25 protein-coding genes are annotated in these 23,135 nt (G+C 53.6%); 18 read left to right on the top strand and 7 right to left on the bottom strand.

Annotated elements, in window-relative coordinates; all coding sequences use genetic code 11:
• Window positions 1-116 precede the first annotated feature (116 nt).
• The 6 genes from KW841_RS06775 to KW841_RS06750 all read right to left on the bottom strand — a co-directional run bounded on the left by KW841_RS06775 (window position 117) and on the right by KW841_RS06750 (window position 3,988).
• Entirely contained in the window at window positions 117-1,448 is a 1,332-nt protein-coding gene (locus KW841_RS06775) for an IS4 family transposase (protein WP_218474768.1), read from the bottom strand.
• A gap of 121 nt (window positions 1,449-1,569) precedes the next feature.
• Entirely contained in the window at window positions 1,570-1,770 is a 201-nt protein-coding gene (gene csrA / locus KW841_RS06770; RefSeq protein ID WP_218474766.1) for a carbon storage regulator CsrA, read from the bottom strand.
• Window positions 1,771-1,835: 65 nt separating this feature from the next.
• Complete coding sequence (locus KW841_RS06765; protein ID WP_218474764.1) at window positions 1,836-2,039, bottom strand: hypothetical protein; 204 nt, start codon at window positions 2,037-2,039, stop codon at window positions 1,836-1,838.
• A complete protein-coding gene (locus KW841_RS06760) occupies window positions 2,036-2,485 on the bottom strand; it encodes a tellurite resistance TerB family protein (RefSeq protein WP_218474762.1) in 450 nt (149 codons plus the stop codon). The genes KW841_RS06765 and KW841_RS06760 overlap by 4 nt, the downstream gene beginning before the upstream one ends.
• Before the next feature lie 321 nt (window positions 2,486-2,806).
• The gene (locus KW841_RS06755; protein WP_102674402.1) at window positions 2,807-3,055 is read right to left on the bottom strand and encodes a DUF1654 domain-containing protein; all 249 of its coding nucleotides are present in this window, start codon (window positions 3,053-3,055) and stop codon (window positions 2,807-2,809) included.
• Window positions 3,056-3,205: 150 nt separating this feature from the next.
• The gene (locus tag KW841_RS06750) at window positions 3,206-3,988 is read right to left on the bottom strand and encodes a LexA family transcriptional regulator (RefSeq protein ID WP_102674403.1); all 783 of its coding nucleotides are present in this window, start codon (window positions 3,986-3,988) and stop codon (window positions 3,206-3,208) included.
• A gap of 78 nt (window positions 3,989-4,066) precedes the next feature.
• On the opposite strand from KW841_RS06750, the gene KW841_RS06745 reads away from it, so the two are divergent.
• The 9 genes from KW841_RS06745 to KW841_RS06710 are packed head-to-tail and all read left to right on the top strand — an operon-like array spanning window position 4,067 to window position 9,195.
• Window positions 4,067-4,288, top strand: coding sequence for a Cro/Cl family transcriptional regulator (locus KW841_RS06745; protein WP_218474760.1), 222 nt, complete (start codon window positions 4,067-4,069; stop codon window positions 4,286-4,288).
• Window positions 4,289-4,328: 40 nt separating this feature from the next.
• A complete protein-coding gene (locus KW841_RS06740; RefSeq protein WP_218474759.1) occupies window positions 4,329-4,826 on the top strand; it encodes a YmfL family putative regulatory protein in 498 nt (165 codons plus the stop codon).
• Between the two features lies 1 nt (window position 4,827).
• Complete coding sequence (locus KW841_RS29615) at window positions 4,828-5,682, top strand: hypothetical protein (protein WP_256357733.1); 855 nt, start codon at window positions 4,828-4,830, stop codon at window positions 5,680-5,682.
• Complete coding sequence (locus KW841_RS06730) at window positions 5,663-6,445, top strand: ATP-binding protein (protein ID WP_218474757.1); 783 nt, start codon at window positions 5,663-5,665, stop codon at window positions 6,443-6,445. Before KW841_RS29615 ends, KW841_RS06730 begins: the two co-directional genes overlap by 20 nt.
• Window positions 6,445-6,945: a hypothetical protein gene (locus KW841_RS06725; protein ID WP_218474754.1), complete on the top strand. Its 501-nt coding sequence runs from the start codon at window positions 6,445-6,447 to the stop codon at window positions 6,943-6,945. The genes KW841_RS06730 and KW841_RS06725 overlap by 1 nt, the downstream gene beginning before the upstream one ends.
• A gap of 29 nt (window positions 6,946-6,974) precedes the next feature.
• Window positions 6,975-7,184, top strand: a complete 210-nt coding sequence (locus KW841_RS29610) for a hypothetical protein (protein ID WP_371319501.1) — start codon at window positions 6,975-6,977, stop codon at window positions 7,182-7,184.
• Window positions 7,181-8,509: a site-specific integrase gene (locus KW841_RS06720; RefSeq protein WP_218474752.1), complete on the top strand. Its 1,329-nt coding sequence runs from the start codon at window positions 7,181-7,183 to the stop codon at window positions 8,507-8,509. Before KW841_RS29610 ends, KW841_RS06720 begins: the two co-directional genes overlap by 4 nt.
• Entirely contained in the window at window positions 8,481-8,801 is a 321-nt protein-coding gene (locus KW841_RS06715; RefSeq protein WP_218474750.1) for a hypothetical protein, read from the top strand. The genes KW841_RS06720 and KW841_RS06715 overlap by 29 nt, the downstream gene beginning before the upstream one ends.
• A gap of 4 nt (window positions 8,802-8,805) precedes the next feature.
• Window positions 8,806-9,195 carry an antiterminator Q family protein gene (locus KW841_RS06710; protein ID WP_218474748.1) on the top strand — a complete coding sequence of 130 codons (390 nt, stop codon included), beginning with the start codon at window positions 8,806-8,808 and terminating at the stop codon, window positions 9,193-9,195.
• A 282-nt stretch (window positions 9,196-9,477) separates the two neighbouring features.
• Here KW841_RS06710 and KW841_RS06705 read toward each other — a convergent pair whose 3' ends face one another.
• The gene (locus KW841_RS06705) at window positions 9,478-14,373 is read right to left on the bottom strand and encodes a hypothetical protein (protein ID WP_218474745.1); all 4,896 of its coding nucleotides are present in this window, start codon (window positions 14,371-14,373) and stop codon (window positions 9,478-9,480) included.
• A 495-nt stretch (window positions 14,374-14,868) separates the two neighbouring features.
• Between KW841_RS06705 and KW841_RS06700 the strand changes: the two genes are divergently transcribed.
• From KW841_RS06700 to KW841_RS06660, 9 genes are all read left to right on the top strand, one after another.
• Window positions 14,869-15,204 carry a phage holin, lambda family gene (locus KW841_RS06700; protein WP_218474742.1) on the top strand — a complete coding sequence of 112 codons (336 nt, stop codon included), beginning with the start codon at window positions 14,869-14,871 and terminating at the stop codon, window positions 15,202-15,204.
• Between the two features lie 115 nt (window positions 15,205-15,319).
• On the top strand, window positions 15,320-15,766 hold the full coding sequence (locus KW841_RS06695) for a DUF1737 domain-containing protein (RefSeq protein WP_218474740.1): 447 nt from the start codon (window positions 15,320-15,322) through the stop codon (window positions 15,764-15,766).
• Window positions 15,767-16,236: 470 nt separating this feature from the next.
• Window positions 16,237-16,836 (top strand): terminase small subunit, encoded by a 600-nt coding sequence (locus KW841_RS06690; RefSeq protein ID WP_218474738.1) that lies wholly within the window; start codon window positions 16,237-16,239, stop codon window positions 16,834-16,836.
• Window positions 16,837-16,839: 3 nt separating this feature from the next.
• A complete protein-coding gene (locus KW841_RS06685; RefSeq protein ID WP_218474736.1) occupies window positions 16,840-18,846 on the top strand; it encodes a phage terminase large subunit family protein in 2,007 nt (668 codons plus the stop codon).
• Window positions 18,847-18,899: 53 nt separating this feature from the next.
• Window positions 18,900-19,106 carry a phage head-tail joining protein gene (locus tag KW841_RS06680; RefSeq protein WP_027923826.1) on the top strand — a complete coding sequence of 69 codons (207 nt, stop codon included), beginning with the start codon at window positions 18,900-18,902 and terminating at the stop codon, window positions 19,104-19,106.
• Window positions 19,106-20,590 (top strand): phage portal protein, encoded by a 1,485-nt coding sequence (locus KW841_RS06675; RefSeq protein WP_218474733.1) that lies wholly within the window; start codon window positions 19,106-19,108, stop codon window positions 20,588-20,590. The genes KW841_RS06680 and KW841_RS06675 overlap by 1 nt, the downstream gene beginning before the upstream one ends.
• On the top strand, window positions 20,587-21,735 hold the full coding sequence (locus KW841_RS06670; protein WP_218474731.1) for a head maturation protease, ClpP-related: 1,149 nt from the start codon (window positions 20,587-20,589) through the stop codon (window positions 21,733-21,735). The genes KW841_RS06675 and KW841_RS06670 overlap by 4 nt, the downstream gene beginning before the upstream one ends.
• Complete coding sequence (locus KW841_RS06665) at window positions 21,732-22,076, top strand: head decoration protein (protein WP_218474728.1); 345 nt, start codon at window positions 21,732-21,734, stop codon at window positions 22,074-22,076. The genes KW841_RS06670 and KW841_RS06665 overlap by 4 nt, the downstream gene beginning before the upstream one ends.
• 62 nt (window positions 22,077-22,138) lie before the next feature.
• Entirely contained in the window at window positions 22,139-23,134 is a 996-nt protein-coding gene (locus KW841_RS06660) for a major capsid protein (protein ID WP_218474726.1), read from the top strand.
• Window position 23,135 lies beyond the last annotated feature (1 nt).

Here is a 23,135-nt window from a genome sequence, read left to right as displayed (position 1 = left end):
CGAAGTAGGTTGCGTGTATTCGTCAGCACCCTAACCACCTATCGCCATTGGACAGGGAAGAGGGCTGATTGATAAAAGGCAGGCGTAAAAAAGCCCGATCGAAACCGTAATGCTGTTCACTTAAGCGGAGCAGCCTTACGGTCCACCGGAAACCGGGTCTTTGAAATCTTCACCATCCTTGGCCTCGAAGGCCTCGGACGGTGATCCAGAAACATCCCTCCCACCCCCGCCCTTAGTTCTGCCAACCGTCTTCCTGTTGCTGAAATCGGATTTGCCGCAGCCATCACGATCAGTTGAACGGCGATGTATTGGCAGGCTGGCTTGAAACGGATGTCCGACGGCGCTCGACCAAAAGCTACTGCGGCTTGACTAGCTTCCCGGCGAATCACGTTGTAGGCCAGCAACAACCCCCAGACCTCCTGGTAAACCAGGTCGATCTTCTTGCTGCGCAAGGTCATTGCGTTCTGCTGCATTGAGCTTTTGATATCCCTGAAGCCCAGCTCGATTTCCCAGCGCTGCTGGTAAAGCTTGGCGACGGCCATAGTGCTGTATGTGCTAGCCGGCAATGACGTCATGACGGTTTTCAACTTACCCTGGATTTCATAGCTGACTTCGCGTACTTCCCAGTGAGTTGGAAGGCTCGGATTTCGCTTCCTCGCCTGCGGCGAGACTTTCATGCGTACCAGGCAATCATGCTCGCCATAACGAACGATTTCTTCACTGACCAGATTCTTGCGTGCCGGGGTCAGCCAGTGGCGGTTAATCCCGACGTTGCTCAGGCTGAGCATCAAATCGGCACTCCAGAACCCTTTGTCGAAAAGCGTTACCGAATGGTCAGGAATCTGCTGCAAAAACTCGTCAGCCAAGCGCATTTCACTGCGGCGATAAGGGCTCAGTTGAGCATCCAGAATCAGGTGCGAACGCACATTCATCAGCGCTACAAGGCGCATCATGGGGAAAGGTGTTTGACGATCAGTCGACGTATTTCCGGAGCCGAAATGCTCCCGAAGCTCCGGCGTATCCTGTGTGCGCAGAAGTGCGCCGTCTACAGCAAACACCTGCAGATCATGCCAGGCGTCACCGCTATAGCGCTCACCGCCCCATTGAGTACCGGTCTTGCGGAACAACCACTCGACGGGGTCGGCACCTAGCCGCTTGCGCGCTTCTGTCACACCGCTGCGGGCCAACAGATGGTCAGTCGCCAGACCTTGAGCGCAGATATTCAGTCGTCTCGCGACCTCGTGAACAGGCTCGTCGCGAAACAAAGCCATGCCGAGCACCAACCACAAGACTTGATCTGCGGGCAGCCGACGTCGACGGATAGATGCCTGCGTAGAAAGATCCAGTGCTGAGGCTACCCATTCAACAGGAATGTTTTGAGTGAAGGTACTCAGATCAGAGAAGTTGAAAAGGTCGCCGAGGTCGAGCAGGTCCTGTTGAACAGACATAAAAAATCCGATACCAGAGGTCTGGTATCGGATTTTCTAGGAAGCCCTGCATGAGCTCAAATGCTTAAGTGAACAGCATTACGATCGAAACCGGGCTATTGTTTGCGTCACGAAGACCAGCTTAAGTGATCGCCGGTGTTGCCATCGGGAGCGTCGATAAGCCCGCCTGAATGCGCTGCGTGATTTCTTCTCGATGCACTGCGACATCCTTGGGCGCGCTTGTCCCGATGCGTACCTGTTGGCCGCTCACACCCAGCACGGTGATCGTGATGTCATTGCCTATGTTGATGCTTTCACCTGCTTTACGAGTCAAAATCAGCATTGTCCATTTCCTTGCATTAGTTGGTTTCCCAATGCCGCCTTGTAAGAAGCGGCATCAGTGAAACGTCACTGCACTACGCGGATTTCATTGCGTGGGGACCACGCTCCGTCAACCAGAACCATGCAGCCAACAAAGGCGGCGTAGCGGGTCTCTCGGTCAGTCTGGACGCCGTAGTAGGAGCAAGTGGCCCGAGAAGCTACGTTGCTCAGCAACATGCCGCCGACGATCAGTGCCAGCAGGATCAGCAGAACTTTTGTCGCGGTTTTCATACCTCGATACCGTAGTCAGCCAAGCGCAGACCGAAGTGCATGCCTATTTCCTTCAGCACCACCAACTCTGCTGGCTCGATCTGACCATCAGCCTGGGCAACGGCAAGAATGTTGACGAAGGCTTCCTCCGCGTCGGCCGGAACGTTTTTGATGTCGGCCAGTTCCCGCTTGATCGTCAATCGGCCAACCTGAAAGTTGGCGTTCAACTGGCCAGTAAATCGATTGATGGTTTCGGTGATCTCGCTGCCGAAGTGCGTCAAATTCGGGTTGGCGCGAATCAGTTCGTCCAGCTTGGAAACCTCGCTGGTCTCAATCTCGCCGTCGGCCGCCGCAATCAATAGGCCGCCACCAACAATGGCCTGCATCAAGTCGCGGTTAACGACCTTCTTCATTTCGGCCTGGGCGTTGCCGACTTGCTTTCCGAAAAGTTTTTTCATTCCGAACATGGTGTTTCCTCATTGCAGGGGAGGGGATTTCCCACATAGCCCTGCTGCCAAGGCTATGAAGTGAAATCTGATTGGTCTGTCAGCGGGACTCAGATACGGCGCACTTAGGTGGGAGTCGCCCACGCCGGGTGCGTTAGTCTTTTTGCTGGTGACAGCCTTGTATCGGTGAGGTTGTTAAAGAGCGGCGGGAGATCCCGCGTCGCCGGTCTATATCGTGGCAACGGCTTAAATATCTCCTGTGGAGCTATTTAAGTCAACTCCACGGGAGATAAATATTCCGATGGCCATAAAAAAACCCGCATTGCGGGATTTTTTTGGCGATCAAATATTGGCTGGCAGTCTCCAGGAGACACGGATGGCGTCGTCTTCTTCTGGGCTCAACGTTACGTCTTCGGTATCGGCTATGTCCTCAAGGAGTCGCTTCCAATCTTGCGGGCATTCATCTGAGGTTTTACGAATGACGGCTGTCTTTCGTTTCTGCGCGGTTGGGGCGCTAATGATTTTTTGGATGCGGAGACCGAGAAGCTCAAATGAGTCCGGCAATGTTGGTTTGTTTTGTGGTTTTGCCATAGCACTGCTCCATTTATGTATGGGTCTACACTGAGCGGTTTGCCTTGATAGTGCTAAATATTAATGATTAAAAACAATCATTTAATAAAAAGCCCGCTGTTGGCGGGCTTTAGGAGGGAGGGATCCGGGGGGAAATTGAGCGGATCAGATTTAGATTCTGCCCAATACTTTACTTGGGGCAAGGATTGCCCCTACGTAATGAATATTCTCGATATCAGACCGAGCGATCGTCAGTCGTTCACCGTACGCCGTGTTTATCGACATGAGGCTGACTTCTTCATCGGTTTCGAAGAGAAGTTCTTTGACCATGCTTTGGCCATCGGTAGTGGTGATCATCACATACTCGCCTGGCACTAGGCGGTGATTGGGCTCGCAAACGGCGATCCAACCACTACGAATTGCGGGAGCCATCGAATCACCCTTTAGTCGGAGTGCATAGGCGTCCTCATCTCTGGAGTAGGTCTCAACCCAGCCAGCAGCCTGGTCAAGACTTGTCCAGTAGCCTTCGTGACCGAGTTGCGCTGTTCCAACAATATCGATTCGACGAGGAGAGCTGGTAATTGGCGGGCCTGGCTCGACGTTTGACTGCAATGATTCGACTGATGGAACTGCATTGGCAGCAATCGCTAAATCAGAGATTTCTTTTGCGATCCGGGGGCTAAACCGCTCTACGGGTATGCCAAGCATTTTAGCTATCTCAGCTGCCATTTCCTTGTTGAGCGCACGGTTACCATTCAAGTGACTGCTAAGCGTGCCTTGGCTCATGCCCACGGAGAGCGCGATCTCTTCTTGAGTCAGCTTCTCACCTTTAGGGGCACGCGCATTGTAGGAAGCCAGCTCCGCTTTTAATGCGGCGCACTCCGTCTTTTCCCAGTCAAGTAATGGTCGTCTGTCATTTTTCATTTCCGAAGAGTATTCCCGGTGGAGATACATTGCTATCTCCTTTGGAGTTGATTAAAAAAGCTCCATGGGAGATATTATCGCCTCAGATACACCACCGGAGACCGGACAGTGCGTCAAATCACCCTCAGCCAATTTGCTACCGAGAAGGGGCAGACCAAGGCCGGAAATTTGTTAGGCATGACCCAAAGTTCAGTAAATAAAGCTCTGCAGGCAGGGCGTGACGTATTTGTTACGGAGCACGCAGATGGCTCTTTCACCGCTGAAGAGCTCAGACCATTCCCGGTCCAAAGCGCCAAAAGGTCGCGTCGCCGGATACTGCCCATTTCATGAGCAAACTTTGAGCGCAACGGCGCCGAGAGAAAACTAGACGATGAAATCGCCAGTGCTAGACACCCGTCGCAAAGCAGTCATTGCCTCCGCCAATGCATTCCCTGGTGGACTTGTATACGCCTCTGACTTTCTTGGCGAGGAGAATCTCAAGCGTTTCAAGAACCGGATTTACGAGTCAGCAGGCGTTAAGCCCCTCACCGACGATGAGGTCTGCACGCTTGAGACAGAAGCCAAAACCACCTTCTTGCCGGACTACATCTGCGCGATGTACGGCGGCGTTTTTGTTCGCCTGCCTGAGGTTGGCGATCTGGACAACGTAGACATGCATCAGCGCTCGTTGCATACCTCTGTGAAGCGCGGTCGGGTTGACCAGTTTCTTGCCCTGGCGCTGGAGGACGGTGAAATCACTGCTGCGGAAGCCGCAGAAATTCTGGCCTTGCACGCCAAGCACTTGGCTGCCCGGCACGAGGAGGTGACCGCACTGATTGAGTTGCACAAGTCGAAACGCCCAGCCCCACCGCCAAGCGGGAAGGGTTGATATGCAGTTCACGATCACGATCAACCAAGTGAAAGCGCTGGAGTGGGGGTTGAACTCGCAACAGGCGCTGCTGTTTTCCTTTGTCTACGAGTGCCCCAGCTGGGCAAGGCCAATCAAGACCGATAAGGGGATTTTCTTTGCCTTGAGCAAGGGCAAAATCGTCGAGGAATTGCCCCTGCTCACCGACAAACCAGATACCGCGTACCGACTTCTCAAAGGGCTCGAGACCGCAGGGCTGATCGAACTATCCCACACGGCAAACATCAGTTTGTTTCGTTTGACCGAGAAGGCCAAAGAGTGGAATCGCAAGTTGGACGGGTCGGAAAAATATCCGACCTCTGAGGTGTGTGAGGGGCGGAAAAAAATCCGATCTACCTCGGAAAAATCTCCGAGCAAGGTCGGAAAAATATCCGAACAGGGTCGGAAAAAAATCCGAGGAGGGTCGGAAAATTTTCCGACAAATCAGGGTACCAGTAATCAGGGTACCAATCAGGTAACCAGTAATCAGGAGAAACAGGGCGCTAACGCGCCAGGAAAATCACCAAAGTTTGACCCGTTGTTGGCCAAGCCGGAAAACGTCAGCGTCGAGGTTTGGTCCGACTGGTGTCAGCACCGCAAGGAAATCCACAAACCCCTCACCGCCAAGAGCTGTGAACAACAGGCCAAGGCTTTGGCGAGCCATCCAACCCCCGATTCTGTGCTGACCCTTTCGATCAGCAACGGATGGACCGGGATCTTCCCCGACAAAACGGTCAACCCCGCACATCCACTTCCGGCCAGCCGACACTCCGGCTTCGACACTCGCGATTACAAGGCCGGCACCAAGGAGAACGCCAATGGCACTTTCCGTCTCTAACTTCGGCGCTCAAATGGACCGCAAATTCGGCGTCATCGGCCGTCAGCCGGCGAGCTGCCTGGATCATGGCCCTTACTCGGCGGTCATTCTCAGGGACGGCAGCCTGTCTGGTTGCCCCATCTGCGCGAGCAACAAGCGCGATATGCAAGAACTCGAGCGCAAGCGCTGTCAGTTTCGGATAGTTCAGCACTCAAGCGCCCGGATTCCTAAGCGTTTCGCGGAAAAAACATTCGCCGACTTCGTCGTGTCGAATCCGGCCCAGCAGATTGCCTTGGATGCGTGTAGCGACTACGTCGACAACTTTTCGAAGCATCGCCGGGAAGGTCGCTGCATGCTGCTGTTGGGGAAGGTCGGTACCGGCAAGACCCACCTGGCCATTGCATCGGCCAGTCACCTGATCAACGAATGCATGGTCAAGGCAATTTACCGCACGGTGGGCACGCTCATCGGCGAGATTCGGGCGACGTTCAATGATCGCTCTGGCGAGTCCGAGGCGCACATCCTGCGTGAGGTGATTGGCGCGGACCTGCTGGTGCTCGATGAAGTTGGTGCAACCAAGCAGAGCGAGTTCGAGCTGGCCACTCTGTTCAGCATCATCAATGGTCGTTACGAGCAATGCCGTCCGACAATCATCGTCAGCAACCTGTCGCCATCCGAGCTGAACGACGCCATTGGTGCGCGCTGTGTCGACCGCATCCGCGAAAACGGCTGCATTGGCGTGGCATTTGAGTGGGAATCTCAACGCGGTAAGGAGGGCTTCTGATGAACGCCGCCAAGCAACAAAACATGCTCGCCGGGCAATCGTCGCTCGCCCGCAAAGTGTTTCAAGTGGTGCCAATCCAGGAGCGCTGGAGTGCTCACGATATTTTCAATTCGTTGATGGTTGCCGAAACCACGGGTGCCCAGTTTCCGGCCATACGTCGTGGTCTTGGCGAGTTGAAGGACGCAGGCCTCATTCGCGAACCCGTTAACGGACACTTCCAGCGTACCGCCATCACCATCACGCCCCAGAGAGAGCAGAACATGTCGAAAGAAACCAAGCCGGCCGTGGCTACCACCAAGAAACTCGAAGGTAGCGCTCTGGATACATTGGCGGTGCTGTCCGGCGAGGTAATCAGCTTTGCCGAGGAGGTCGGTCAGCGCATGAAGAAGCTCGCCGCGCGTATTGAGGAAGTGGCTCTTTCGGTTGAGACAGAGCGCGAGGTCAACGCTGAAGCACTCGACAAATTCAAGCTGCTGCAATCTCTGCTGAAGGGGGGCTAATGGGCGAGTGCATGGGGATTTTTTTGGAGATACCTGATCGCCGCTTGGCTATTCCGGATCCGGGGAACTATCGGTTTGCCGTGTTCTGCTGCTCTTTCAAAATGGACTTGGGCAGCACTCCCGATCATGCCTTGGCGTTGTTCGTTGACCAGGCAATGGCTGAGCGCTACGGCGCCTGGATGTGGCCTACCACGTTCGAGGTTGTTGACCTTGAAGAGTCTACTGGTGCCCGAGTATGACGGCCTTGGTGAAAACCCTGACGGTGAAGCTGTCGGACGCCGAGATCGATCGAAACGCCAAGAAGCTGCACGTCCGCGATCTGCGCGATGCCAGTCACCCGGCGTTGCACTTTCGATTCGCGAAAAACCGTGCACGCGGTTCTTGGTATTTGCTGAAGAAGCGCGCCTGGCATCGTATTGGTGGATTTCCGGAGCTGAGCACCAAGCAGGTGGTTGCGGCTCTGCCAACTGTCCGTCTGCGGGTTGCTGCCGAAGAAGGCTCGGCCCTTTCCAAGTGGCTCACTGCCGGAGAGCTGATTGGGTGGTACGCCGAGCGCATGGCGCGTGATCGCAACCTGTCCAGCAAGCGCAAGAAGACCGGCGCTTCGATGATCAAGTGCCACCTGATTCCGCGCCTCGGCGACCTGCCGTTGGCCGCCATCGACAAGGCGACCCTCGACAGCCAGCTCATGTGGCCATTGCAGGAAAGCATTTCCATCGACTACGTGCGCTCGGTGTTTCAACTGCTGGCCCTGGCCTTCCGTCAAGCGTTCAAGCTGGGTCACATCTCGTTCAACCCTATGGCGAGCATCAGGTTCAACGACTTCTCCAAGGCGAAGGTTGGGATCAAGCCGTCTCGCTTGCGCGGAGTGCAGTTGCAAGGGCTGCTGGTGCAACTGGCTGACGTCATGGAGATGACGCCACTGGATGCCATGCTTGCGCTGATGATGCTTTGCCACGGCACGCGGATCGGTGAAACCCGACAGGCGCGCTGGTCGCATATATGCCTGGCGGAAGGTGAGTGGTTCATTCCCGCCGAGCACACAAAAACCGGTGTTGAGCATCACCTACCGCTGACGGATCAAACGCGTGCCTTGTTGATCCAGTACCGCGAGATCCAGTCCACCCGTGGTTATGACGGCCAATACCTATTCCCGGCGCGCAATGGCAAAGCGCTGAGCGAAGGGCAGGCCAGTGCGGTGTTCACCCGCCTTGGCAAAGGCGAGTGGACTAGTCACGACTTACGCAAGTTGGCTCGCACCGGCTGGGCAGACATTGGTATCGACCACCTGATTGGTGAACTACTCATCAACCACGCGATGGGGCACAACGTGAAGGTGTACATCCAGTCCGACGTGATGAGTCGCAAGCGTGATGCCTTAACTAGGTGGCACTACATGCTAGACAGTCGCGGCTTCAAGCGTATTCACGGGCAGACAGGCGTTAGATTTGGAGATTCCGGTATTGCGCTGGAAGCCTTACAGGGCAAGGGCTGCAAGGCTATTCAAGAATCAACCATAGGCGAGGATTTAAAACATGCAGAAAGGGCAGGGCATTGGCTTTAAGAGGCAGCGGATCGAGCTTGAGCCTTGCCCGACCTGCAAGGGGAAAGCGGTGGTGCAGGGCATTTCTTATGAGTTGATTTGCACAGATTGCAACGGCTCAGGTTGGGTTGTTTCGGGTAGCAGGTTGGTGCTTTCTTCGGACGAGTTAGTGACTCAGTTGAGCTTCAAACTGCAGCAGGCTCAGTTCGAAATTGAATTGCTCCAGCAGGGCTCGTTGATATCTGGACCAGCCGAGTGTTACCAACAGAACAACCGCCGCGGTGCCGGCGGATCAAACTACACAGGGGATTGAAAGCATGATGATTCGTAAGCCGGCCAGCCGACCACTGGGAGATACCGAATACTTGTTGGAGCAGTGGGGTTTGTGGCGAATGGATGGTGCAGGGATACCTCATTACACCTCACCGACCTTTGCCTTGATGCGCGAGGCGATGCCGCAAGTGGCGCCGAGTAAAAGTTATTGCATCACCGACGACTGGGCAATGGCCATCGACAATGCCCTGGCCAGACTCACGCATCGTGATCAACAGATGGGCGATATTATTTGGCTGTACTACGGTGCTAAATGGCCAATGGTCCGAGTTGGCAAGTACTACGGCATAAGCGAAGGGAAAACGCGGGAACTGGCGAGAGCAGGAGCGGCATGGATCGACTGTGCTGTCGATGCAATACGGCAAGCCGCTTAATTGACTCATCACTTTGGTTGCAACGAATTTGATTGAGAAGCTACTAAGACTTGCCGGCACAAAACGACCCAACGCAGCCCTTGGTGAAGGGCTGATATCGGCCAAAAGCGCCCGTCGAGTCAATGGCTGCGGTCGACTAAGAGCCGGCCCAAGCTTACGACGACGTCACAGTCAGCTAGTCGTGATATTACTCAAAATGCCTAGCCAACACTGTCGACCAGAAATTGATTATGGTCGACAGCATCTTCGTTGAGTTGTTAGGGGCTACTGCAATGCTCCTAATTACAACTGATAGCGTGTTACTTTCACTCTATTACCGTCAACATGAACTCTGTCCTGTAGGAATAAGTCAAGAGCCTCTTCGCAAGCTATAACTTCCTGGTCTGACATTACAGATATTTCACTAAGCTTGTTGCCAATTGAGTTAATTGAAGTGCCAATTCTGAGCCCCCCATTTTTAGTAATTAACCACCTGTCGTGAATAAGCTCATCTCCGTTGGACTTTCCGATGCCCAAGATATTCGCTTCGGGCGGGGATTGATCAGAAAGTTCTTTCCAAGCTTCTTCAAAGTCATCACTTGATGCACAGTTATTTTTCTTGAGATACGCATCAGATGCCAGTACAAATATTTTACAGCTATCATTGGCCGCCTGAATCATTTGAAGCAGCTCTAGATCATCAGCAGTAAAGTATGGATCCGAAAACTTAATGTAGTCATTACAGTTTTGATTTAGCCAGTTTTGTATATAGGCGAGGGCAGCGATTCGTGATCCTGGTCTAACGATGAATCCTTGCTGTTGAACATCTGAGACTAAAGCTTTTGCAGAAGTATCAACTTTTCTGGTTACAACGGATAAAGCAAGCTCTGTAGATAGCAATAAAACTTCGCACAATGGTAGTATTTGTGCTTTTACATCAGACGTTGATACGTACTTTCTTGCGGCGTTCTCTATGTACCAAGATAAAAAAGGATATGTATCCGTCAGTCCTAGCTTCGAAGAAGTAGACATTAATTTAGCCATGCTGCTTAACTGCTTTGGCATTATTCGATTACATAATAATGCGGACAAGCTTTTCCAAGCTGCCTCAGGTAAGTACTCGTCAGCAACTGGTTTGCTCCCAATTGAACCGTTGGAGTCGGCTAAGGTTTTTTTCGCCTTGTTTACTTCAATCGAGTGTTTTGCTTGAGCCTTGGCAAAAGCTCGTGCTGGGTCATCATCAAATAACTCCAGCAGAGTATCTGCATAACCAGGCTCGATTTGGTCAGCAGCATCTATCAATGATTTTTGTACTTCCGCCGCATCCTCTATGTTTTCTAATTGATGAGACATTGTTACGGATTTTTTAAGCACCCGCTTAGCTGCTGGAAGATTTATATCTTTGCATGCAAGCGAATACAGCTCAAATCTTCCGAGCTTGTCTTTTAGTGAAGGGATTTCTTCTGTGCTCGCCTCCGCTTTATCAAGCAAAGCCTTTCTGTCTTCCGTAAACTTCCCAGGCATCGAACGATATAGCTGTATAAAAACATAGGCTTGGTCGGCAACGTTGGGAATTTTCTCTGCGCGTTCGATCAATGCCTTCCATATAGGTAGTGCTGTATCTGTCAACATGTACGCGCGCGCGGTCGTACAGATAAGATACCCTTCATGAAGAATATTTCTTTTATCAGGCAGGGCGGATGTGGCAATGTTTATTATGCGCTCACTTAGATCTTTCTTTTGAAGTTGTGTAAAGCGGTGCTTGTTCTTTTTATTTATAATCGACCACGCTAACTTGTCGATAGTCCAGTAAATTGCTGTGTCAAATGTCATTCGTTCTATTAAAGATAAAATATCGCTAGCTTGGTAACTGTCGATTAAATATGCTTCTGCCGAATCTGCGGGAAGAGGGTCGTATCTAGTCAATCTTCGGCGTATTAGCTCTGTCGTGTTATATAGTGCGGCGTTCTGGCTAGCGTCACTCAGAGCGGCCAGCTCTTTTAGGGCTGACTCGGCGTGTGCTACATAAAGCGCTGGAAAAGCGATTTCTAGTAACTCTAGATAGAGGTTGTCATTATTTTTTCTGGTAGACTCAAGCAATGGCCGGCAGTGATCGGTAACGATTTTTTTAAACGTATTGTCAGCAATCCAAGCTCTGCAAGCCAAATCAGTAAATAGCGACATCTGATGTTTTGCGGAAGTCAATCGGCCGATAGCATTGGATAGTCGCGATAGCATGAGATCATCTAATGCGTTACTTTTTAGTGCGGCGCCAAATGCCCTCGTAACCAATGAAAGACAATGAGTGAAATTTGTTTGAACACTTTGACTTTCGTATTCAATGGTTCCGCGGTCTTCGATAGTTTTCTGGTAGATCGAATCAGCTTGTTCAGGACTGCAAACAGCGAGAGCCTCCACGGCTGCAAAGCAAATATCATTTCTGCCAGCTGACGCATTTGTTTTTTGGAGAAATAAATTAACGCTATCAATTAAGAATTCTGGATCTAGCGCTTGATTCGAGTTGGCAAACGACTTAAAGATATTAACTTTGCATTTGGTGATCGCGGCATAATCTTTTAAGCGTTTTACAGCCAGTATTAAGCATTCTCCCCATCCAAGGTCAAACTCTCTGCGCCATAAAGATTTAGTGCAGCTTAAGAGAACATCTGAGAGGATGTGGCAATCAGAAAATTTACCAAGAACACAGTTGAATATAGATATCGATTGAGGGGAGGAGGGTCTCTCAACAAGAAGTTCGGCGATGCGTGAGTAACCAGAATTTCTATTTATTTCTGTGTTTAATCGCCCGACTAAAGCTATAGATTCTTCAAGGTCGTTTTCTATAATTGCGGGAAGAATAGATTCTATACATTCAAATTGAGAGGCTGCGTTCTTTAATAATTGCTCTACTGCATTTTTCCACCCTTCATCAATAACTGCCTTCAGCCCTTCTTTAGCTTCGTATTTACCATCCGGATCTATGTGTCGAAGAGCGTATGACAGTCGTGCATAGCATTCAGATTGTATTTCATAATTTGATTGCCCGCAGACTTCATAGTAAGACTCTAATATCCTGTCGAAAGCCAAGTCTGCATCATACTTTGATTCGGCATACGCAAGAGATGTGTTAAGCCTTACCCAGTCCCTAGTTACAGATGAGCTTTTTACTAATCCAATTTGGCCATTGAACCGGTTTATAATGCTTGCCAGTATCTCGTTGCTTATTATTTGGTGCCGTAATGGGTGTGCTAGATCGGCGTAATCTTTAGCTTTCGGCATAAAGCTTGCGTCTTTAACGATTAAATCCAGGCTGTAGTCAATAAGGAGGTGGAGTCCATCACGATCACGCTGATTGGAAATAAACGTTATTAATAGTCTGATTTTGTTTTTTACCTCAGCGCCGTCAATAAATTTTATGATTTCTTCAGAACTTTTATCTTTGTGAAAATGCATAAGGGCAGAGGTGAACTCTTGTACAGCTTTGGTTTTAATTTTTTCCTCAAAGTTGTTCGAAATGAAATTTTGCTGCCCTAAAGATGCCACCAAACTCAGCCGGGAAAAAGCTAAATCTTTTTCCCGTATGCTTTGCACATTTGTAAGGCATTGCTCCAAAACATCCGAGGCCAAATTTACATCCACAGAAAGTAGGTCTTCAGCAATCTGTATTTCAGTATCTCCACCTTCACAGAAATCTATATTTTTTATTAATTCAACTATTTGATCCAATAGAAAAGGATCTACGTTTTTGTCTCGTCGCTTTAGTCCTCCTGCATAAGCGGATAATAGAGAAAGCTTTGCTAGTTTAGTTACTGCTTTTCCAATTAGGTGCATTGCATAGTGAGTTTTCCCCATCGCGACTAAAGCATCTATTTCTGCTCTAGATGCGTTTGACTCGGCAAGATCTATAAAAAGGCTTTTTTGAAGGGAAAATTGAAATATGGAAAGAGCATTATTGATTGCATGAGCGCTTGCAAGTCCAAGATCCGCCCTTTCCCTCAATTGTGTAAGAGATTGAGTTGAGTCCAGCAAGCTAAAATAATGGTCATTTGATATGAGTTGTACCAACTCAAGATTTTTGTTTCTCTGCTGCAAGTAGTTTGGTAGAAAAAGCAGGGCAGTGTCGCTAACGGGCTCTTTGCGTAAGTGTTCAATCTGCAAGTCCGTAACAATTAGCTGCCAATCTTTTAGCTGGTCCTCAGCATATTTACGATGTGCGCTCGAAATAAAGTCTATCTGGTCGCTCTGCCTTAACTCCAGGAATGTGCATAGCGTTAATATTTCTAAGATTTCTTCATCTGTCACGCTTGCTATTGATGCTACTTCGCCGCGGCTAACTTCTTGTTTTGAAAATGCCAAAACAGCAGTTATTTTTTTTTGGTTTTCAGATAGCTCGCTGAAATTAGTAAAATCAAGAGCGATGAAGTCCAAGTACTTCTCCGGACTTATCCGGAAAACCTCATTAATACTTGCTCCAGATTTTAATTGTCGTCTGACTGCGCTCAATCTACCCGGATTGCCTTTGCATAGATGCTTTAACTCATCTAGGTCAGACTCTTCAAGTTCGAAGTCGCTAAATAATTCGGCTACTTCAGTGGGGGTGAATCTTTTAAGTTGATAGGGCTTGTGCCCGACCCTGTTGATATATTTGGCTAGACGCTCTGAAGAACCTGAAATAAGAAAGCGAAACCCTTCCATACCAATAGGAAATGCTAAGCTGAGAAGCGTAGCCACATAGCTATCATCTTCTATGGAAATGTGTTCAAGGCCATCGATTACGAAGTAACCGGACTTTCCCTTGAGTTTAGCTCGAGTGCGGTTTAATAAAGTGCTATATTCTGCCTCATCAATGGCCCCTTTATCGAATGGTAAGCCGTCAAGAAATAATTTTAACTGTTCAGCAATTTTGAGTTTTACATATTCTAGTCCATAAGAATGTCTGCTTGCTGGGTTGAGAAATATTGAAAAAGTATATTGTTCGTTTTCTTCAACGAACTGAGCTAACGTAGATGTAGCACCGATTCCACTATCACCCTCCAGAAATACAATCTGTGTTTTTGATGTGAATATTTCGGAAATGGTATCCAGTACGTCTCTACGGATTATTTGTTTTTCACTGGCTGATGGGAATGAAGAGGTATAGTTCCAATTCTGCTCAACCATAGACCCATTGATCGTAAAACTCTCCGCAACCAAGTTCATCAGCACTATCCATCCTTGTTATATGGCTATCAGAATATCTATGATTCTTTTTTGCCACTATCTAGTCATAGCTGGACTTTTTGTGCAATCCCCGGATGTCGGGAACGCGATGTTTTTTACCTTGAGAGCTCGATTGGTGCCTGTCGCGCGAAGGACTACGTGCATGGCTCTTTCCCTGCGTGGTTGAAGAGTGGTGGGCAAATTTTCATGCACTGCTGGTCAACGCGAATGCAAAAACATGGTGCAAATTCACATTTACGCGGAAAAGCCTTTTCCGCGCGGAATAGACCTGTTTTTATAGCAGCGTGTGTTGCTGTGAACGCAGCGAGACGCTTTACAAGAGCCCGACCATTGAGTCGGGTTTTTTGTGCCCATTTACAAGCCCTGCCGGCGAGCAAGGCTTTTTCGTTTTCGGTTCCGCCACACCCATCGCTACAAGCTGGGAGTGCTGCTGGAGCCGGATCTATTGGCTCCCCCGAAAGGGGAGGAATCCGGATGACAAACATGCCCGACAAACCAGACACCTGGCTGCTCGTTCTCGCGTGGCTGGGACAGTATGCGCCGACGATCTACGCCGGAGCATTGTCATTCGTGGTCGGTGCCCTGCGGATCATTTACGGCGGCGGAACACGGCGACAGGCACTGCTTGAGGCTTCGCTTTGTACGCTGATCACCATTGGCTTGATTCCGTTACTGGAGTACTTCGGCTTACCCCAGAACTTCGCCACGGCTGCGGGTGTGTTCATCGGATTTCTTGGCGTGAAGAAGATTGCCGATCTGGCTGATCGGTTCGCCGACTTCAAGTTTCCTAAATCAGATTCGGCGCCATGAGGCGCTGCGTTTTGTGCTCCAGTTGGCCTATGCCATCACGGGCTACAACCATTGTGGTGAGTTGTCTGCATGCCAGCCGCTCACCGCTCAATCATTCAACCTTGAGGTTTAGATAATGGCCTATACCCAATACGACACTGTCGTTGCCAACACTCCCGAGGAGCTGGCAGCCAAGCTGGCACAGGCCATTGCCGATGGCTGGCAGCCTTATGGAAGTCCCGTCTCCATCACTGAAGGCTTTCAAGTTCTTCAGGCTGTGGTGAAAGGATCGAGCAATGTCGGTAGTGCGCCGGGCGACATCACCTCGGACAACATCACGGACGCGTCGGATGTCGGCAAGGCGGTGTTGGTGAGCGTCGATGCCGCCACTGCCCGTGCGGCTATCGGCGGTGGGACTTCGGATTTCTCCGGTAGTTACAACGACCTGAGTGACAAGCCTGCCATTCCCGTCGAGGGTGATGCCTCGATGCTGGAAGCTGGCACCGATCTCGTTGCGCATACCTGGTCAGCCAAACTGATCCATGACGAGGTTGCCCGCCAGATTGCGGCTCTACCCGCATGAGCATCACACACGCGATCTCGACTGTCTCCGTTTCAAACGCGGTCTTCAACCAGCGCAGGATCTTCGAGGTCTCCAAATCCATCGGGGACCCTGGCAACTTTCAAGGAACACGGGGCATAAGACTCGCGCAAACGCGTTAGCGGCAGCCCTCCCAGCTTAGTTAACTGGTTAACTCGCTTGGTTAACCGGGCTGAAAGCCTTATGAGCTGCGGCCTACAGGGCGGTTAACTTAGGAGTTAACCAGGTTAACTCGCTCATCCCTTGATTCGCCTGTAAGCCAGGCGGGCCGTAGCTTGCAGAGCGGTTAACTAAGGAGTTAACCGAGTAAAACAGTTGGTTAACTCCTTTGATAGCTATCAAAACACCTGAAAGCCAAGCAGGCCGCGGCTTTCCAGCGGTTAACCGAGAGTTAACCGAGTAATTTAGTTGGTTAACTCTCGGCTCCGCCGGGTTAACCGAAAGGCACGGACATGACAGCACTCACCAAAGCGGAGTTCGCCACTCGCCAGGGCTGGTCGAAACCCTATGTGTCGAAGTTGGCCAAGAGCGGACGCCTGGTTCTGATGGCGGACGGCATGGTGGATGTCGAGGCAACGGACCGACTCCTGTTCAGCACCGCGGATCCGAGCAAAGCCAATGTGGCGGCACGGCACGAGCGTGAACGAATTCAGCGCAAGCCGGAAGGAAATACCCCGGCCCCTCACATCGAATACGAACCACCAACCACTGTTCAGCTCCAGGCACCGTTGTCCGCCGAAGGCATACCAGACTTTCAGGAGTCTCGTGCCTACCGCGAGTTCTATGAGTCACGCCTGACGGAGAGCGAGTTTCACAAGAATCGAGGTGCCCATGTCGAGCTGGAAGCAGTTAAAACGGCGGCGTACACGACGGGGCGAATGTTGCGGGATCTGTTGCTGGGCATGCCGCCACAGTTGGCGCCCGAACTGGCCGCCATGAGTGATCACTGGCAAATCGAAAAGCACCTCACCGCCGCATTGCGCCGCGTGCTGGACGATGCTGAACGGATGTCCTCGACAGACCTCATTCATTCTTTGACTGCAGCGAGTTAATCCATGTCAGCGGAAATGCCCGACGGTGCAGCGGTGTACCGGGAGGCGTATTTCCGCGGGCTACGGCCAGAGCCTGATGTTTGGATCGATCAGTGGGCTGACGAGTTCATGCGTATTCCGCGTGATGCGGGGGCCGCCGAGCCCGGGCAGTACCGCACGGCGCGAACACCGTATGCCCGTGAACCGATGCGTTGCCTGTCGCCGGCACATCCGTGCAAACGCGTGGTGACCATGGTGGCCTCGCAGTTGATGAAAACCCAGATCGCCTTGAACTGGATTGGCGGTCTGATCCATATGGCGCCGTCAAACATTCTCACGCTGTTGCCCAGTCTGGGGTTGGCCAAGCGAGTCTCGTCGCGCATCGGCAAGACCATCAAGGCCACCCCAGTGCTGCGCGAACGGGTGGCGGCGAATCGTTCGCGTGATGCACGCAACACCATGGACACCAAGGAGTTCGAAGGTGGTTCGTTGTACGTCACCACTGCCGGCTCGGCGGCGAACCTGTCGGAGTTGTCGGCCCGGTACATCTATGGTGATGAAGTGGATCGCTGGGTGGTGGACGTTGGCGAGGAGGGCGATCCCATTGAGCTGGCTGAAACCCGTGGCAGTACGTTTGGCCGTAACGCTAAGTTCTATTTTTCCAGCTCGCCGACGATCCGGGGCGCCTCGCGCATTGCCGATCTGTTCGAGACCAGCGACCAGCGTTTTTACTACGTGCCGTGCCCGACCTGCGGGCACATGCAAGTCCTGGAATGGGAGCGCCTGCATTACTCGGCGGATTGCCAACTGGCGCACTACGAGTGCGCCGGGCCTGACTGTGATGTGCTGATCGAAGAACATCACAAGGGCGAGATGTTGGCCAAGGGCGAATGGCGCGCACATGCCAAGGGTGATGGCGAAACCGTCGGTTTCAACCTTAATGCGTTGTACTCGCCACCCGGCTGGACCGGTTGGGCTTCGTTGGCCAAGCAGTTCGAGAAGGCCAAAACAGCCATGTCTCGCGGTGATCTTGAGCCTATGCAGGTGTTCTATAACACCCGTTTGGCCAAGGTCTGGGACAGCGCCCAAGAGCAGACCAAAGCTGATGTACTGATGGCCCGGGCACGCCTGGAAACCTACGGTCTGGGTTCGATGCCGTTTGCCGTGCTGATGCTCACGGCCTCGGTCGACGTTCAGGCCAACCGGCTGGAGTTCATGGTGGTCGGGTGGGGTGCCGGCATGGAGCGTTGGATTATCGACTACCAGGTGATCTGGGGCGACCCCTCCGACGACCGCACTTGGTCGGTGCTCGATGACAAACTCAAGGCGCGTTACCCGCATCCGTGTGGCGCGGAGCTGACGATCCGGGCGGCCGGCATCGACTCCGGTGGCAACCACACCGACGAGGTGTACCAATTCTGCCGGCTACGGCGCTGGCGCAACATCTTCGCAGTCAAGGGCGCGAGCAAGCCGGGTCGACCGGTGATTGCGCAGCGGCCATCGATGATGGATGTCACCTGGAAAGGCCAGACCGAACGCAAGGGCGTGGAGCTGTGGTTTGTCGGCACCGACACCGCCAAAGACTGGATTTACAACCGCTATCCGGTGGAGGACGGTCCCGGTGCGCTGCACTTTGCCAACGACCTGCCGGATGACTTTTTTGCCCAGTGCGTGGCCGAGCGCAAGGTGACCCGCTACGTCAAAGGCTATAAAAAAATTGAATGGGTCAAGGGCAAGGCGGAGCGCAACGAGGCGCTCGATTTGATGGTGTACAGCCTAGCGATGGCGCATTACCTGGGACTGAACCGCTACAAGGAGCACGACTGGGAGCGGGTGAAGAATGCTCTGTTTCAGGCGGCGCCACCGGGCGAGAAAGCCGTCACAGCTGAGCGCATCAGTACCCCGGCGACATCCCGGCAGCAACCTGCCGATCCCGTACCACTACCGGCCAAGCCGGCAGCGGCACCGGTGATGATTACACGTCCCCCACAGCGTCGAAGCTCCAGCAGTGGCTACCTCAAGCGACGTTGAGTGGAAGCGCGCAGTTGCACACCACGTTGTTTACTTCTTTAGAGCGATTCCCCATGGCCTTTACCCAACAGCAACTCGATGCGGTCGAGAAGGCGATCGCGCGCGGTGAAAAAATCGTGCGCTACGCGGATCGAAACGTTGAGTACCGCGACATCGACGAATTGCTCAGGGCACGCGACGAAATTCGCAGCTCGCTGATCGCAGCGGCCGGTCCTCGGTCGCGCATCGTGCGGCTTTACCATGGAGGCAAGGGACTGTAATGGCTCGTCAGTTTCCAACATTGGGTCGCGGCGGTTTTCTGATTCCGTCGAATATCAAGGCCAGTTACGAAGGGGCTGCCGAAGGCCGTCGCTCTGCCAGTTGGGATGCACCCGACGCAGGCTTCAACAGCATTGCCATTCCGGCATTGCGTAACCTGCGCTCACGTTCCCGCGCGGCGGTGCGCAACGACCCGTACGCCTTCAACATCATTGATAAACGGGTCAGCAATCTCATCGGCACCGGCATCACGCCACGGCCGAAAACTCAGGACGATGAGCTGCGGCATCTGCTGCAGGAACTCTGGGCCGACTGGACCGAAGAGTCCGATGCCGACGGCTTGACTGACTTCTATGGGCAACAGGCATTGATCGCTCGGACGGTGGAAACAGCCGGCGAATGTTTTATCCGCTTGCGGCCACGCAGCCTCGACGAAGGCTTGGTGGTGCCGTTGCAACTTCAGGTGCTAGCCCCGGAGTTTGTGCCGCACGACAAGTTTGAGATGGCGCGCAACGGCAACATCATCCGCGCCGGAATCGAGTTCAGTCCGGACAGCCGTCGGGTGGCGTACTGGATGTACCGTTCCCATCCCGGCGATGTCTCCTCATTGAACAGCGGGTACAACCAGTTGGTGCGCGTACCGGCCAGTCAGGTGCTGCACATTTTTGAACCGGTCGAGCCAGGGCAGCTGCGTGGCTTGCCACGTTTGTCACCGGTGCTCAAACGCCTGCGCAGCCTGGACAACTACGACGATGCGGTGTTGTTCCGCCAGGAGGTGGCCAACCTGTTCGCCGGCTTCATCAAGAAACCGTCGCCGGATGACATCCAGACCCCGGTGGACCCGGTGACCGGGGCGCCGCTGAACCTGGCCTCGGACGGTTTCACCCCCATGGTCGCGTTGGAACCCGGGACCATGCAGGAGTTGTTGCCCGGCGAGGAGGTCGAGTTTTCCACGCCGCCGGATGCGGGCAACAACTATGCGGACTTCATGCGTCAGCAATTGATGGCGGCAGCGGCCGGCGCCGGGATGCCGTACGAAATCCTCACTGGCGACATGCGTGAAGTAAATGACCGCGCACTACGCGTGGTGCTCACCGAGTTCCGGCGTCGTTTGGAGCAACTGCAATTTGGTGTGTATGTGCACCAGTTGTGTCGCCCGGTGCGGGCAGCCTGGATGGACATGGCGGTGCTCAGCGGTGCCGTGCTGTTGCCTGACTACACCCAGCGCCGTCGTGAGTACCTGCGTACGCGCTGGGTGCCACAAGGTTGGGCCTACATCCATCCGGTTCAGGATGTTCAGTCACGCACGATGGAGGTTAACGCAGGCTTTGCCTCGCGCAGCGAGATGGTCCTGCGCACCGGTTATGACGCGGAAACGGTAGACGAAGAAAACGCCGCTGATGCCGAACGGGCTCGGGGCAAGGGCCTCAATTACAGCACGCTCGTCGAACTGCTTCAGGCGTTCGATGACAAGGAGCAAACATGAGCAAGAACACGCCGCCGCGCATTTACAACAGGGCCGGCCAGCGGGTGCAGGTGCAGGACAAAAGCTGGTACGCCGTGCACGCCAGCGGCGAAGCCACCGAGCGGGTGATCGAAGTCTTTGTGTACGGCGAGATCGGCACCTGGGGCATTACCGCCAGTCAGTTTATGCAGGACCTGCGCGCCGTGGATGACGGGGTGTCGCCGGTAATCGCGGCGTTCAACAGCATCGGCGGCGACTTGTTTGACGGGTTGGCCATGCACAACACGTTGTCGCGGCTGGGCGAGCGTTGCACGGCACGGATCGATGCCTTGGCCGCGAGCGCGGCCAGTGTCGCGGTGTGCGGAGCACACAAGGTGGTGATCGCATCCAACGCGATGCTGATGATTCATAACCCGTGGACGTACGCGGCCGGTGACGCCGATAGCTTTCGTAAAGTGGCCGATGTTCTCGATCAAACCATGGAGGCGATCATCGCGGCCTACAAGGCCAAGGCACCGGACATCGATGAGGTGGAATTACGAGGTTTGGTGGCCGCCGAAACCTGGTTGACCGCCAGTGAGGCGGTGGCTTTGGGGTTGGCCGACGAGGTGGGCGACGGGGTGCAGGTGAAGGCGTGTCTGGGGCAGGGCGGGGTGATGCAGCGTTACCAGCACACCCCAGCTGCATTGCTGGCCCAGCTCGATGAGGCGCCCGATCCGGCTCCGGAGGTGGAGCCAAACGATCCACCTGCGCCTGTGGTCGACTCGGCCAAGCTGGCCTTGATGATCACTCAGCGTTGCGCAGAGTCTGGGATCAGCAACCTGGTCGCGCCGCTCCTCAGCTCGACCCAGCTTGAAAGCGAGGAGATCGTCCAGGCGGGTCTGACCCGGGCCAAGGCGGTGCATGACCTGTGTGTCGCGGCACGACTGCCAGAACTCAGCGTCGAGTATGTGGCAGCAGGACTTGATGCTCCCGCGGTACGCGCGCGGTTGTTCGACAAGATCGTCAGCAGCGGCAACGGCTTCGAAATCGACAACAGCTTGCCCCTCAATGATGACCCAGCGCCGAAGGTGCAGGCGAAACAACCGGATCCCCCTTCAATTTGGGCAGCCCGTCAGGCCGCCCATGCGGGGCAATCCAACAGTGCAAAAGGAGCACGAGCATGACCGTAAAGTACGAAACGCTACACGCTGGTGAGTTTCTGCTCTCCGAAGGGGCCGGGAAGATCTCTCGTGAATCCATTCTGGTGGCCGCTGGCCCCGCCTTGAATGCCGGCCAAGTGCTGGGGCTGGTGACCGCGACCAATGAGTTTGCGCCTTACGATCCCGCCGCCACCGATGGTTCGGAAGTAGCGACCTGCATCCTGTACGGGCCGCTGGGCGAGTCGGCCGAGGAGCGTCGAGCCAGCGCGGTGGTGCGGCTGGCCGAAGTCAGCGAGGTGCACTTGACCGGTTTCGACGCTGATGCCGAGGTCGCCTTGGCGGCTCAATTCGTGATCACCCGCTAAGCCCGTCCCCCTTTTTCCAACCCCGCCCTGTGCGGGGTTTTGCATTTTTGGAGAGTCCTCTCATGGCCGATATTGGCATTTTTACCGACGATGTTTTTTCTGTGTCCTCGCTGACTGCGGCGATCAACGAGCAGGAATACTTGCCGGGTCGCATCAGCAGCCTGGGCCTGTTTCGCGAGGAAGGCATCAGCACCCTGACCGTGCAGATCGAAAAGGACGGCAACACTCTGGCACTGGTGCCGGCGGGTGAACGCGGTACCTCGGGTCTGGTGGTGGGCGCAAGCAAGCGTCAGATGATCCCGTTCAACACCGTGCACTTGCCGCAGCGTTTCACCATCAAGGCCGACGAGATTCAGGGCATTCGCGCCTTTGGTACGACAACCGAACTGCAGGCCGTACAGGGCGTGGTCAACACGCGCCTGAGCAAAGCCAAGCGTCAGCTCGACGCCACCCATGAATTTCAACGCATGGGCGCGCTGAACGGCCTGATACTGGATGCGGATGGCTCGACGGTCCTGCTGAACATCTATCAGGCGTTTGGCGTTGAACAACAAGTCCTGTCCATGGGCCTGAACGACTCGGCGACGAAGATCCGGGTCAAGTGCACCGAAGCGCTGGACATGCAGGACGATGAACTGGGCAGCGTCACCAGCTCGGGCGCGCGGGCCTTTTGCGGCAAGAACTTCTGGAACAAGCTGATCACGCACAAATCGGTAGAGGAAACCTACCTCAATACGATCCAGGCCGCGGAATTGCGTGGTGATGCGCGCGACAGTTTCGAGCTGGGCGGCATCGTCTGGGAGCGTTATCGCGGGCGCATCGCCGGGGTGGCCTTTATCCATGACGATACAGCGCTGTTGATTCCTGAAGGCGTGCCGGATCTGTACATCTCCTGTTTTGCTCCGGCGGACTACATGGAGACCGCCAACACCCAAGGCCTACCGTATTACAGCAAGCTGGAGCCATTGCCGTTCAACAAGGGCATGGCCGGTGAAGCCCAATCCAACCCGCTGCACCTGTGCACACGTCCACGGGCGCAGATCCTGCTGACGCTCTGAC

This window comes from Pseudomonas sp. PDM28, assembly GCF_019219115.1.
Lineage (GTDB): Bacteria > Pseudomonadota > Gammaproteobacteria > Pseudomonadales > Pseudomonadaceae > Aquipseudomonas > Aquipseudomonas laurylsulfatiphila.
This window is presented reverse-complemented; position numbering and strand designations above follow the sequence as displayed.

Coding starts and splice junctions, on each gene's coding strand:
- KW841_RS06775 (WP_218474768.1), bottom strand. CDS start 1,448: ATGTCTGTTCAACAGGACCTGCTCGACCTCGGCGACCTTTTCAACTTC.
- csrA (WP_218474766.1), bottom strand. CDS start 1,770: ATGCTGATTTTGACTCGTAAAGCAGGTGAAAGCATCAACATAGGCAAT.
- KW841_RS06765 (WP_218474764.1), bottom strand. CDS start 2,039: ATGAAAACCGCGACAAAAGTTCTGCTGATCCTGCTGGCACTGATCGTC.
- KW841_RS06760 (WP_218474762.1), bottom strand. CDS start 2,485: ATGTTCGGAATGAAAAAACTTTTCGGAAAGCAAGTCGGCAACGCCCAG.
- KW841_RS06755 (WP_102674402.1), bottom strand. CDS start 3,055: ATGGCAAAACCACAAAACAAACCAACATTGCCGGACTCATTTGAGCTT.
- KW841_RS06750 (WP_102674403.1), bottom strand. CDS start 3,988: ATGTATCTCCACCGGGAATACTCTTCGGAAATGAAAAATGACAGACGA.
- KW841_RS06740 (WP_218474759.1), top strand. CDS start 4,329: ATGAAATCGCCAGTGCTAGACACCCGTCGCAAAGCAGTCATTGCCTCC.
- KW841_RS29615 (WP_256357733.1), top strand. CDS start 4,828: ATGCAGTTCACGATCACGATCAACCAAGTGAAAGCGCTGGAGTGGGGG.
- KW841_RS06730 (WP_218474757.1), top strand. CDS start 5,663: ATGGCACTTTCCGTCTCTAACTTCGGCGCTCAAATGGACCGCAAATTC.
- KW841_RS06725 (WP_218474754.1), top strand. CDS start 6,445: ATGAACGCCGCCAAGCAACAAAACATGCTCGCCGGGCAATCGTCGCTC.
- KW841_RS06720 (WP_218474752.1), top strand. CDS start 7,181: ATGACGGCCTTGGTGAAAACCCTGACGGTGAAGCTGTCGGACGCCGAG.
- KW841_RS06715 (WP_218474750.1), top strand. CDS start 8,481: ATGCAGAAAGGGCAGGGCATTGGCTTTAAGAGGCAGCGGATCGAGCTT.
- KW841_RS06710 (WP_218474748.1), top strand. CDS start 8,806: ATGATGATTCGTAAGCCGGCCAGCCGACCACTGGGAGATACCGAATAC.
- KW841_RS06705 (WP_218474745.1), bottom strand. CDS start 14,373: ATGAACTTGGTTGCGGAGAGTTTTACGATCAATGGGTCTATGGTTGAG.
- KW841_RS06700 (WP_218474742.1), top strand. CDS start 14,869: ATGACAAACATGCCCGACAAACCAGACACCTGGCTGCTCGTTCTCGCG.
- KW841_RS06695 (WP_218474740.1), top strand. CDS start 15,320: ATGGCCTATACCCAATACGACACTGTCGTTGCCAACACTCCCGAGGAG.
- KW841_RS06690 (WP_218474738.1), top strand. CDS start 16,237: ATGACAGCACTCACCAAAGCGGAGTTCGCCACTCGCCAGGGCTGGTCG.
- KW841_RS06685 (WP_218474736.1), top strand. CDS start 16,840: ATGTCAGCGGAAATGCCCGACGGTGCAGCGGTGTACCGGGAGGCGTAT.
- KW841_RS06680 (WP_027923826.1), top strand. CDS start 18,900: ATGGCCTTTACCCAACAGCAACTCGATGCGGTCGAGAAGGCGATCGCG.
- KW841_RS06675 (WP_218474733.1), top strand. CDS start 19,106: ATGGCTCGTCAGTTTCCAACATTGGGTCGCGGCGGTTTTCTGATTCCG.
- KW841_RS06670 (WP_218474731.1), top strand. CDS start 20,587: ATGAGCAAGAACACGCCGCCGCGCATTTACAACAGGGCCGGCCAGCGG.
- KW841_RS06665 (WP_218474728.1), top strand. CDS start 21,732: ATGACCGTAAAGTACGAAACGCTACACGCTGGTGAGTTTCTGCTCTCC.
- KW841_RS06660 (WP_218474726.1), top strand. CDS start 22,139: ATGGCCGATATTGGCATTTTTACCGACGATGTTTTTTCTGTGTCCTCG.